The organism is Kitasatospora sp. NPDC088391, from assembly GCF_044753345.1.
GTDB lineage: Bacteria > Actinomycetota > Actinomycetes > Streptomycetales > Streptomycetaceae > Kitasatospora.
In genome coordinates, this window is record NZ_JBIVNB010000019.1 from 90721 (window position 1) to 102513 (window position 11793).

At 73.9% G+C, this 11793-nt stretch carries 8 protein-coding genes; 2 read left to right on the plus strand and 6 right to left on the minus strand.

What is annotated here, in order from left to right:
* Positions 1-45: 45 nt before the first annotated feature.
* From ACIQBJ_RS34465 to mmuM, 3 genes are all read right to left on the minus strand, one after another.
* A complete protein-coding gene (locus ACIQBJ_RS34465) occupies positions 46-1629 on the minus strand; it encodes a glycerol-3-phosphate dehydrogenase/oxidase (RefSeq protein ID WP_400718656.1) in 1584 nt (527 codons plus the stop codon).
* A gap of 80 nt (positions 1630-1709) precedes the next feature.
* Complete coding sequence (gene glpK / locus ACIQBJ_RS34470) at positions 1710-3239, minus strand: glycerol kinase GlpK (RefSeq protein WP_400718657.1); 1530 nt, start codon at positions 3237-3239, stop codon at positions 1710-1712.
* Positions 3240-3574: 335 nt separating this feature from the next.
* Positions 3575-4510 (minus strand): homocysteine S-methyltransferase, encoded by a 936-nt coding sequence (mmuM, locus tag ACIQBJ_RS34475; RefSeq protein WP_400718658.1) that lies wholly within the window; start codon positions 4508-4510, stop codon positions 3575-3577.
* Between the two features lie 121 nt (positions 4511-4631).
* Between mmuM and ACIQBJ_RS34480 the strand changes: the two genes are divergently transcribed.
* Positions 4632-5183 carry an NUDIX domain-containing protein gene (locus ACIQBJ_RS34480; RefSeq protein ID WP_400718660.1) on the plus strand — a complete coding sequence of 184 codons (552 nt, stop codon included), beginning with the start codon at positions 4632-4634 and terminating at the stop codon, positions 5181-5183.
* A gap of 68 nt (positions 5184-5251) precedes the next feature.
* Here ACIQBJ_RS34480 and ACIQBJ_RS34485 read toward each other — a convergent pair whose 3' ends face one another.
* Positions 5252-6829, minus strand: coding sequence for a phytoene desaturase family protein (locus ACIQBJ_RS34485; protein ID WP_400718661.1), 1578 nt, complete (start codon positions 6827-6829; stop codon positions 5252-5254).
* Between the two features lie 156 nt (positions 6830-6985).
* On the opposite strand from ACIQBJ_RS34485, the gene ACIQBJ_RS34490 reads away from it, so the two are divergent.
* Positions 6986-9034, plus strand: a complete 2049-nt coding sequence (locus ACIQBJ_RS34490; RefSeq protein WP_400718663.1) for an acetoacetate--CoA ligase — start codon at positions 6986-6988, stop codon at positions 9032-9034.
* A 69-nt stretch (positions 9035-9103) separates the two neighbouring features.
* On the opposite strand, the gene ptsP is transcribed toward ACIQBJ_RS34490, so the two are convergent.
* Together ptsP and ACIQBJ_RS34500 are read right to left on the minus strand one after the other, a co-directional pair.
* Positions 9104-10774 carry a phosphoenolpyruvate--protein phosphotransferase gene (gene ptsP, locus ACIQBJ_RS34495; protein ID WP_400718668.1) on the minus strand — a complete coding sequence of 557 codons (1671 nt, stop codon included), beginning with the start codon at positions 10772-10774 and terminating at the stop codon, positions 9104-9106.
* Positions 10775-10809: 35 nt separating this feature from the next.
* Positions 10810-11259, minus strand: coding sequence for a PTS glucose transporter subunit IIA (locus ACIQBJ_RS34500; protein WP_400718664.1), 450 nt, complete (start codon positions 11257-11259; stop codon positions 10810-10812).
* Positions 11260-11793 lie beyond the last annotated feature (534 nt).

Genomic DNA, 11793 nt, shown 5'->3' on the forward strand with positions numbered 1-11793 from the left:
TCTCTCCCGGAGGGCGTCGCCCCGTCCCGCCCCGCCACCGGCGGCTCACCGCCCCAGCAGCTCCGCCGTCCGCTTGCGGACCTCCTCGGTGTCCAGCCCGCGCACCGTCACCGTGGTCCGGCGCCGCAGCACGTCGTCCACCGTGTACGCCCACTCCTGCTCGGCCGCGTACACCACCTGCGCCCAGACGTCCGGCCCGTCCGGGTGCACCCGCTCGCCCAGCTCGGGGCGCTCCGCGACCAGCCGGGCGATCCCGAAGGACAGCGTCCCGTAGTGGGTGGCCAGGTGCCGGGCCACCAGCGGGTCCATCCGGGAGCCCGGGTCGCGGTCGATCAGCAGCCGGTGCGCGACGGCGTCCGGCGCGCCGATGCCGGGCAGCGGCACCGTCGCCGGGATCGGCGAGACGTCCTCCGCCAGGCCCGCCCCGGACGCGTTCTTCAGCTTCTCCAGGACGACCCGGCCGATGTGCCGGTAGGTGGTCCACTTGCCGCCCGCGACCGACAGCATGCCGCCGCGGCCCTCCGTCACCACCGTCTCCCGCTTGGCCGCCGCCGTCGCCCCGGGCCCGCCCGGCAGCACCCGCAGGCCCGCGAAGGCGTACGTGATGTCCTCCCGCCGCAGGTGGTCCGCCCGCACCGCGTGCCCGGCCTCGTCGAGGATCTGGTCGACGTCGGCCTCGGTGGCGCGGACGTCCAGCGGGTCGCCGGTGTACTCCTCGTCGGTGGTGCCGAGCAGGACGTGGTCCTCCCACGGGATGGCGAAGGACACCCGGTAGTGGTCGATCGGGATGGTCAGCGCGGCCCGCCACGGCGCCTGCCGCCGCAGCACCACGTGCGCGCCCTTCGACAACCGGATCGACGGCTCCGCGCCCGGGTACTCCATCCGCCGCAGGTGGTCGACCCACGGGCCGGTGGCGTTCAGCACCAGCCGGGCGTCGACGCCGAACTCGGCGCCGTCCAGGCGGTCCTTGAGCTCGGCGCCGCTGACCCGGCCCCGGGTGAAGCGCAGCCCCGTCACCTCGGCGTGGTTGAGCACCACCGCGCCCGCGTCCACCGCCGCCCGCACCGTCATCACGGCCATCCGGGCGTCGTTCATCTGGTGGTCGCCGTACACGGCGACCGAACGCAGCCCCTCCGTCCGCAGCCCCGGCACCGCCCGCGCCGCCGCCGCCGGGGAGGCCACCCGGCCCATGCCGTCCCGGAACGCCGAGAGCGCCGAGTACAGGAAGACGCCCGCGCCGAGCTTCGACGCCGAGTGCGGCCCGTCCCGGTACACCGGCACGAAGAAGGTCAGCGGGTTGACCAGGTGCGGGGCCACGTCGGTGGCCAGCGCCCGGCGCTCCTTGTGGTTCTCGGCGACCAGCTTGACGGCGCCGGTCTGCAGGTAGCGCAGCCCGCCGTGGACCAGCTTGGAGGAGGCGGAGGAGGTGGCGCCGGCGAAGTCCCCGGCGTCGACCATGGCGACCTTGAGGCCGGCCTGGGCGGCGGTCCAGGCGGTCGCGGTGCCGAGGATGCCGCCGCCGATCACCAGCAGGTCGTAGCGGGCCCGGCCGAGCAGCTCACGGGTGGCGGCACGAGGGACGACGCGGCCGGCGTCGCGCTCGGCGCCCAGGGTCGGGATGGTTGCCATGGTGTGTGGTGGGCGGACCGGCCGGCGAAGGCCGGCCCGCGTCTCCTTCCGGTCGGGAAAGTGGTGGTTCCGACGGCCGCTCAGTCCTGCTGCTGCGCGTCCCGCTCGTCCTGCTCGATCCAGCCCATGGTGCGCTCCACGGCCTTCAACCAGTTGCGGTGCTCGCGCTCGCGCGTCGCCGCGTCCATCCGCGGCGTCCACTCGGCGGCCCGGTGCCAGTTCGCCCGCAGCGTGTCCAGGTCGTCCCAGAACCCGACGGCCAGCCCGGCCGCGTACGCCGCGCCGAGCGCCGTGGTCTCCGCCACGAACGGCCGCTCCACGGGGGCGTCCAGCACGTCCGCGATGTTCTGCATCAGCAGGTTGTTGCTGGTCATGCCGCCGTCCACCTTCAACGCCGTCAGCGTGACCCCGGAGTCCTTGCGCATCGCGTCGACCACCTCGCGGGTCTGCCAGGCCGTCGCCTCCAGCACCGCCCGCGCCAGGTGCCCCTTGGTGACGTACCGGGTCAGGCCGGCGATGACGCCGCGCGCGTCGGAACGCCAGTACGGCGCGAACAACCCGGAGAACGCGGGCACGAAGTACGCCCCGCCGTTGTCCTCCACCGTGCTCGCCAGCGTCTCGATCTCCGCCGCCGTCGAGATGATCCCCAACTGGTCGCGCAGCCACTGCACCAGGGACCCGGTGACTGCGATCGACCCCTCCAGCGCGTACACCGGCGCCTGCTCGCCGATCCGGTAGCCGACGGTGGTCAGCAGCCCGTGGTACGAGTTGACGATCTTCTCGCCGGTGTTCAGCAGCAGGAACGTTCCCGTCCCGTACGTCGACTTGGCCTCGCCCTCGTCGAAGCAGGTCTGCCCGAACAGCGCCGCCTGCTGGTCGCCCAGCGCCGCCGCCACCGGCACCCCCGCCAGCTCGCCCACCGCCTCCCCGTACACCTCGGCCGAGGACCGGATCTCCGGCAGCACGTTCAGCGGCACGCCCATCGACTCGGCGATCTTCTCGTCCCACTGGAGGGTGTGCAGGTTCATCAGCATGGTGCGGGAGGCGTTGGTGACGTCGGTGACGTGCTTGCCGCCGTCGACGCCACCCGTCAGGTTCCAGATCACCCAGGTGTCCATGGTGCCGAACAGGATGTCGCCGGCCTCGGCGCGCTCGCGCAGGCCCTCGACGTTGTCCAGCAGCCAGCGGATCTTCGGCCCGGCGAAGTACGAGGCCAGCGGCAGGCCGGTCTCCCGCCGGAACCGGTCCTGGCCCACGTTGCGGCCCAGCTCCCGGCAGAGCGCCTCGGTCCGGGTGTCCTGCCACACCAGCGCGTTGTGCACCGGCTCACCCGTGTGCCTGTCCCACAACACCGTGGTCTCGCGCTGGTTGGTGATGCCGATCGCCCGGATGTCCTCCCGGGACAGGCCCGCCTTCTCCAACGCCCCGCGGACCACGGACCGGACCCGGGTCCAGATCTCGGCGGCGTCGTGCTCGACCCAGCCGGGCTGCGGGAAGATCTGCGAGTGCTCCTGCTGGTCGACGGAGACGATCCGGCCGTCCGCGCCGAACACGATGCAGCGGCTGGAGGTGGTGCCCTGGTCGATCGCGGCGATGTAGCTGGCAGTCATGCGATTCCTCGGCTCACGGACTCGGGCGCGGACACGGACGTCGAAGGGGGAGGGGCTGACCCTTCGTCAGTCCCCGTACGCGCGGGTCCGGCAAACCACACGGACGGTCCGGCGGACGCCGACCCTCCAGCCACCGTTTGACAATGTCGATCAATGTCCGGAAGCCAACCGCAGCCGGACCCCCGAGTCAAGGAGCGCCGCCCCACCACCCGGCCCCGGCGCGCCCGGTCACACCTGTCCATCGGTCGACCATGCCGACCGCCTTCGCTCGGCATCCCTTCGCACCCCGCCGACAGCACCGGACCGCCGCTCCCGGCCGGAACCCACGCATCCCTTCACTCCTCCTTCCCCTCCACCAGCCGGGCGAGTTCGGCCACCTCCGCCGGTCCCACCCGGCAGCAGCCGCCCACCAGCCGGGCCCCCGCCGCGACCCAGCCGCCCACCGCGCCCGGATCGAAGCTCCCCGCCCCCGCCCAGTCCCGCGCCCCCGCGTCCCAGCCCTCCCCGCTGTTCGGGTACGCCACCGCCGGCCGCCCCGTCACCTCCACCGCCAACCCGACCGCCGCCGCCACCTCCTCCGGCGCACAGCAGTTCACCCCGACCGCCACCACCTCCGGAACCTCCGCCACCAGGGCGAACGCCTCCGCCAACGGCTCACCGCCCCGGGTCCGCCCGCCCGCCGCCCCGAACGAGAACCACGCCGGCAGCCCCAACTCCCGTACGCAGTCCGCCAGTACCGACGCCTCCAGCAGATCCGGCACCGTCTCCACCGCCAGCACGTCCGGCCCCGCCGCCGCCAACGCCGCCAGACGCGGACGGTGGAACTCCGCCAACTCCGCGGCGGACAGGCCGTAATGACCCCGGTACTCCGACCCGTCCGCCAGCACCGCCCCGTACGGCCCCACCGAGGCCGCCACCCAGCGCGCGAGCCCGTCACCGGACGCCGCCGACACCTCCTCGGCCGCCTGCCGCGCCAACTCCACGCTCAACACCAGCAACCGGTCCGCCTTGGCCGCCCCCACCCCGCGCGCCGCGAACCCCTGCCGACTCGCCTGGTAGCTCGCCGCCGTCGCCACCCGCGCCCCCGCCTCGAAGTACGCCCGGTGTGCCGCCACCAACTGCCCCGGGTCGTCCAGCAGCAACCGCGCCGACCACAACCCGTCCGCCAGGTCGCACCCCTGATCGGCCAGCCGGTTCGACAACCCCCCGTCCAGCACCACCGCCCCGGCCGCCAGCGCCGCCCCGAAACCCCCGTCCAAGTGCACAGCCATCCCTCCAGCCTGCACCCGCGCCCCACCCACCGCGACCCCGGCCCACCCCGGCCCCGGCCCGTCCCCGATCCGACCCCGGCTTCGCCCCCGCCGCCCCACCCGGCCGGACTACCATCCCCTCATGACGACCCAGCCGTCCGCCCGCCCCACCGTCTTCGGCCCGCACAGCCACTGCCACTGGTGCGGCGCGCCCTACCCGGCAGACACCGAGGCGTGGCCGCGGACCTGCACCGGCTGCCAGGAGATCAGCTACCGCAACCCGCTCCCGGTCACCGTCGCCCTGCTGCCCGTGCACCACCCGGACGGCGACACCCGACTGACCGTCATCCGCCGCACCATCGAACCGGGTTACGGCCAACTCGCCCTGCCCGGCGGCTACGTCGACTACGGCGAGAGCTGGCAGCAGGCGGTGGTCCGCGAACTGCGCGAGGAGACCGGCATCCTCGCCGACTCGTCCGAGGTCCGCCTGGTCTCCACCGAATCCGACGCCCGCGGCGGCTTCATCTGCCTGTTCGGCCTGCTCCCGGCCCGCAACCTCGCCGACCTCCCGCCGTCCGTCGCCACCGAGGAGACCGAGGGCTGGCAGCTCGCCACCGTCGACACCCAACTGGTCTTCCCGTTCCACACCCGGGTCGCCCGCTCCTGGTTCGACGGCGAGTACGCCCACCTCTGAGGCCCCCGCCCGGCCGGTCGGAAACCGCTTTCCGACCGGCCCCGGCACCGCCCCGCCGGCACCCGTCGCTACCGCCCGAGCACCGCCATCGCCGCGTTGTGCCCCGGAATCCCGCTCACCCCGCCGCCCCGCACCGCGCCCGCCCCGCACAGCAGCACCCGCGGATGCCCGGTCCCCACGCCCCACCGCCCCACCGGCGGACCCGCGTCCGCCCCGTCCCGGAACGGGAACGCCAGGTCCCGGTGGAAGATGTTGCCGCCCGGCAGCCGCAGGTCCGCCTCCAGGTCGAGCGGCCCGCGCACCTCCAGACAGGGCCGCCCCTCCGCGTCCGTGGCCAGGCAGTCCGCGAGCGGCTCCGCCAACACCCCGTCCAGGGCCGCCAGCACCCCCTGCAGCGCGGCCTGCCGCACCCCCTCCGGATCGGCGGCGAACAGCCGGGCCGGCACCTGCAGCCCGAACAGCGTCAAGGTCTGCGCCCCCGCCGGCACCCCGGGCCCCAGGATCGACCGGTCGGCCAGCGAGTGGCAGTAGATCTCCGACGGCGCGGGGGAGGGCAACCGCCCCGCCGCCGCCGACCGGTAAGCGCTTTCCAGCTCCGTGTACGACTCCGCGACGTGGAACGTCCCCCCGAACGCGTCCGGCCCGTCCACCGCCCCGTCCCGCAACCGCGGCAGCCGACGCAGCAGCATGTTCACCTTCAACTGCGCCCCCTCCGGCCCGGCCCCGCCCGCCGGTGCCGCCCCGCCCACCAGCCGCTCCAGCTCCACCGGCGCCGCGTTGCACAGCACCCACCGCGCCCCGACCCGCCGCTCCACCCCGTCCGCGTCCCGGAACCCCACCTCGGCCGGGCCGCCCGCCCCGCCGGGGTCCACCGCCGTCACCTCGCACCCCGTCAGCAACTCGGCCCCACCCGCCCGGGCCGCCTCCGCCAACGCCCCGGACACCGCGCCCATCCCGCCCACCGGCACGTCCCAGTCGCCCGTCCCGCCGCCCACCACGTGGTAGAGGAAGCACCGGTTCTGCCGCAGCGAAGGATCGTGCGCGTGCGTGAACGTCCCGATCAGCGCGTCCGTCAGCACCACGCCCCGCACCACGTCGTCCGCGAACCTGCGCTCCAGCGCCTCGCCCAACGGCCGCTCGAACAACTCGCCCCACGCCACCGGATCGTCCACCCGCGCCCGCAGCTCCGCCCGCGAGGGCAACGGCTCCGTCAGCGACGGGAACACCCGCTCCGCCACCCGCCCGGTCATCCCGTAGAACTCCCGCCAGGCCGCGAACTCCCGCTCCCCGCCCGTCAGTCCGCGGAACGACTCGGCCGTCCGCCGCTCGTCCCCGGCATCCACCAGCAACCCGCCGACCCGCCCGTCCCGCTCCCACGGCGTGTACGAGGAGATCCGTCGGCGCCGCAGCTCCACCCGCACCCCCAGCTCCGCCAGGATGCGCCGCGGCAGCAGGCTCACCAGGTACGAGTACCGCGACAGCCGCGCGTCCACCCCGGCGAACGCCCGCTCCGACACCGCCGCCCCGCCCAGGTGCCCCAACCGCTCCAGCACCAGCACCCGCAGCCCGGCCCGCCCCAGGTACCCGGCCGCCACCAGCCCGTTGTGCCCGCCACCCACGATCACCACGTCATAAGCCACCGTCATCCCGCCGGTCTACCACCTCCCACCCGCCCCCACCAGCACCCCGACCGCCCGACCCTGGACCATCGGAAGATCACGTGGCATGGTCAGCAGCGTCAGCACCCCACGGACGGCCCGCCACAAGCCCAGCCGTCCCCACCCCGGCCTGGAGAACACCACGTGAGCACCCCTCCGACCCCCCAGGACCAGCAGCACCCGCACGCCGAGCCGCTCTGGCGCCCGAACCCCGAGCACGCCGCCGCCAGCCGCCTGGTCGCCTTCCAGCGCTGGGCCGCCACCCACCACGGCGCCCCCGCCGCCCCGCTCGCCCCCGTCGACACCGACACCGAGGCCGCCACCCGCTACGCGGACCTCCACCGCTGGTCCACCGAGGACGTCAGCCGCTTCTGGACGGCCGTCACCGAGTACTTCGACGTCCGCTTCCACACCCCGCCCACCGCGGTCCTCGCCGAACCCGCCACCATGCCCGGCGCGAAGTGGTTCCCCGGCGCCACCCTCAACTACGCCGAGCACGCCCTCCGCGCCGCCGAGGACCCGGCCAACGCCGACCGCCCCGCCATCCTCCACCTGGACGAGCGCACCACCGAGCCGGTCGCCACCAGCTGGTCCGAACTCCGCCGCCAGGTCGGCTCGCTGGCCGCCGCCCTGCGCGCCAACGGCGTCCGCCCCGGCGACCGGGTAAGCGCTTACCTGCCCAACGTCCCGCAGGCCGCCGTCGCCCTCCTCGCCACCGCCGCCGTCGGCGCCACCTGGACCAGCTGCGCCCCCGACTTCGGCGCCCGCAGCGTCCTCGACCGCCTCCAGCAGATCGAACCCACCGTCCTGTTCGCCGTCGACGGCTACCACTACGGCGGCAAGGACCACGACCGCACCGAGGTGGTCGCCGAACTCCGCCGCGAACTCCCCACCCTCACCACCGTCGTCCACGTCCCCCTGCTCGGCACCCCCGCCCCCGAGGGCACCCTCGCCTACGACGACCTGGTCTCCTCGGACACCGCCCCCGTCTTCGAGCCGGTCCCCTTCGACCACCCGCTCTGGGTCCTCTACTCCTCCGGCACCACCGGCCTCCCCAAGGCCATCGTGCAGAGCCAGGGCGGCATCCTGGTCGAACACCTCAAGCAGGCCGCCCTCCACCTCGACCTCGGCCCCGACGACCGGTTCCTCTGGTACACGTCCACCGGCTGGATGATGTGGAACTTCCTCCTCGCCGGCCTGCTCACCGGCACCACGATCGTCACCTACGACGGCAGCCCCGGACACCCCGACACCGGCGCCCTGTGGTCCGTCGCCGCCCGCACCCGCGCCACCGTCCTCGGCACCTCCGCCGCCTACGTCATCGCCAGCCGCAAGGCCGACCTGCACCCCGGCCGCGACCTCGACCTCTCCGCCGTCCGCTGCCTCGGCACCACCGGCTCCCCGCTCCCGCCCGACGGCTTCCAGTGGATCTACGACGAAGTCAAGGCCGACCTCTGGCTCGCCTCCGTCAGCGGCGGCACCGACGTCTGCTCCTGCTTCGTCGGCGGCGTCCCCACCCTCCCCGTCCACCTCGGCGAGATCCAGGCCCCCTGCCTCGGCGCCGCCGTCGAGTCCTGGGACGCCGACGGCCATCCGCACACCGACACCGTCGGCGAACTCGTCGTCACCAAGCCGCTCCCGTCCATGCCCACCGGCTTCTGGAACGACCCGGACGGCCACCGCTACCACGACAGCTACTTCGATACGTACCCCGGCACCTGGCGCCACGGCGACTGGATCACCGCCACCGGCCGCGGCACCGTCGTCATCCACGGCCGCTCCGACTCCACCCTCAACCGCCAGGGCGTCCGGATGGGCTCCGCCGACATCTACGAGGTCGTCGAACGCCTCCCCGAGATCGCCGAGTCCCTGGTCATCGGCCTCGAGGAACCCGACGGCGGCTACTGGATGCCGCTGTTCGTCGTCCTCGCCCCCGGCGCCGCCCTCGACGCGGACCTCACCGCCCGCATCCGCACCTCGCTGCGCACCGAACTCTCCCCGCGCCACGTCCCCGACGAGGTGATCACCGTCCAGGGCCTCCCGCACACCCTCACCGGCAAGCGCCTCGAAGTCCCCGTCAAGCGCCTGCTCTCCGGCACCCCCCTCACCAAGGCCGTCAACCCCGGCTCCGTCGACAACCTCGACCACCTGCGGTTCTTCGAACAGCTCGCCGCCACCCGCAAGCAGTCCTAGCCGGAGAAAGCCCCGAGGGGCCGCTGCCAACCCCCACGGTGGCAGCGACCCCTCGGGAGACCACGCCCCCTACCCGTCCGACAGCGCCTCCCGCGCCGCCTCCCGCGCCCCCTCCGCGGTGTCCGCCCCCCGCGCCGCCTCCGCCGCCCGCTGGCACTGCGCCAACGACGCCTGCGCCAACGCCGCCCGCACGTACGGGATCGACGCCGCACCCATCGACAGGCTGGTCACGCCCAACCCCGTCAGCACGCACGCCAGCAACGGGTCCGACGCGGCCTCGCCGCACACCCCGCAGCTCTTCCCGGCCGCCTTCGCCGCCTGCGCCGACGCCGCGATCAGATCCAGCAGCGCCGGCTGCCACGGGTCCTGCAACCGCGCCAACGACCCCACCTGCCGGTCCGCCGCGAACGCGTACTGCGCCAGGTCGTTCGTCCCCAGCGACAGGAACTCCACCTCCCGCAGGATCGCCCCCGCCCGCAGCGCCGCCGACGGGATCTCCACCATCGCCCCGTACTTCGCGTCCAGCCCCACCTCCCGGCAGGCCTCCGCGAACGCCCGCGCGTCCACCCCGTCCGCGACCATCGGCGCCATCACCTCCAGGCGCACCGTCAGCCCCTCCGCCGCCCGCGCCAACGCCCGCAACTGCGAACGCAGCACCTCCGGGTGCTCCAGCAGGGTCCGCAGCCCGCGCACCCCCAGCGCCGGATTCGGCTCGTCCCCGGGCGTCAGGAAGTCCAACGGCTTGTCCGCCCCCGCGTCCAGCACCCGCACCACCACCCGCGCGCCGGGGAACGCCTCCAGCACCTTCCGGTACGCCGCGACCTGCTTCTCCTCGCTCGGCGCCTGCGCCGAGTCGTCCAGGAACAGGAACTCGGTCCGGAACAGCCCGACGCCCTCCGCCCCGTTCTCCAACGCCGCCGGCAGGTCCGCCGGACCGCCCACGTTCGCCAGCAACGGCACCATGAACCCGTCCGAGGTCCGCCCCGGCCCGGACGACGCCGCCAGCGCCGCCCTCCGCTGCGCCTCCTGCCGCCGCAACTCCTCCTGCCGCTCCGCCGCCGGCTCCACCAGCACCTCGCCGGAAGACCCGTCGACCGCGACCACCACCCCCTCCGCCAACTCCGTCGCCCCCGCCAGCGCCACCACCGCCGGCACCCCCATCGCCCGCGCCAGGATCGCGCTGTGCGAGGTCGGCCCGCCCTCCTCGGTCACGAACCCCAGCACCAGCGACGGGTCCAGCAACGCCGTGTCCGCCGGCGCCAGGTCCCGCGCCACCAGCACGTACGGCTCGTCCGAGTCCGGCACCCCCGGCATCGGCACACCCAGCAGCCGCGCCACGATCCGGTTCCGCACGTCGTCCAGGTCCGCCACCCGCCCCGCCAGGTACTCACCCGCCGCGGCCAGCAACTCCCGGTACGCCGCGAACGCGTCGTACACCCCGCGCTCCGCCGTGGACCCCGCGTCGATCCGCCGGTTCACGTCCGCCAGCAGCTCCGGGTCCTGCGCCATCAACGCCTGGGCCTCCAGCACCGCCTGCGCCTCACCACCGGCCAGGTTCCCGCGTGCCACCAGGTCCGCCGCCACCGCCTCCACCGCGGCCCGCGCCCGGGCCTGCTCCCGAGGAGCCTCCTCGGCCGAGACCTGCGCCACCGGCGGTTCCAGCACCGCCGTCCCCATATGACGCACCTGCCCGATGGCGACCCCGTGGCTGACCCCCACGCCGCGCAGCGTCCGCTCCATCATCCGAACCCCTTCGCCCTCGCCGTCCGCCGCCGTCAGTTCCAGATGAACAGCTCGCCGCCGGCCGTGACCTCACCGGACTCCGCGATCCCGCTCAACTGCTCCGCCGACGCCTCCAGCGCCACGATGGGCGAGATCGGCGACTTCCCCGCGGCCTCCACCGCCGCCGGATTCCACTTGATCACCGGCTGCCCCCGCTTCACCCGGTCCCCCTTGGTCACCAGCAGCTCGAACCCCTCCCCATTGAGCTGCACGGTGTCGATCCCCAGGTGCGTCAGCACCCCGTGCCCGTTCTCGTCCATCACCACGAACGCGTGCGGGTGCATCGACACCACCTGCCCGTCCACCGGAGCCACCGCCTCGATCGGCTCCCGCAACGGATCGATCGCCGTCCCCGGCCCGACCATGGCCCCCGCGAACACCGGGTCCGGAACATTGGCGAGCCCGACGGCGCGACCGGCGAGCGGCGACGTGACAGTGGTCATGGTGGAGCCTCCCAGGTACGGAGTACATCGCGTGTGGCCGCGGGGCAGCGGCTCATTGATCAGCGAGAACCAAATTACGTCAACTTCGGACATCTCATGACATAGCGACCGCGAGTCGCCCCACCGAAGATCGTCACCCGCACCAGCCCCACCGCATGCGAACCAACCTTCCCGCACCCTCCCGACCGAGCCCGCCACCCTCAAGTGGTCTAGTCCTCTCGGCCGACGCGCCGCACTCTACGGCATCCGAGTGAGCCCGCACCCGCCCCGTCGACACCCCTCCGAGCGGCCGTCCGGGTGACTCCACCCCGACTCGATTAGGCACTGCGGCACGAAGCCGCTATCGTTGCTCGGGTCGCCGCGCAACGGCGGTTAACAGAGCAAGTCAGACAGGTAAAGCGGCGGTCAACGCCGGGAAAACAGTCTGGTAAGCTCGAATCACGAAAGAACGAAGCGCCCGGAGGGTCCGCAGGAATGCGGTCCGAAGGAAGCGTCCGTTCCTTGAGAACTCAACAGCGTGCCAAAAGTCAACGC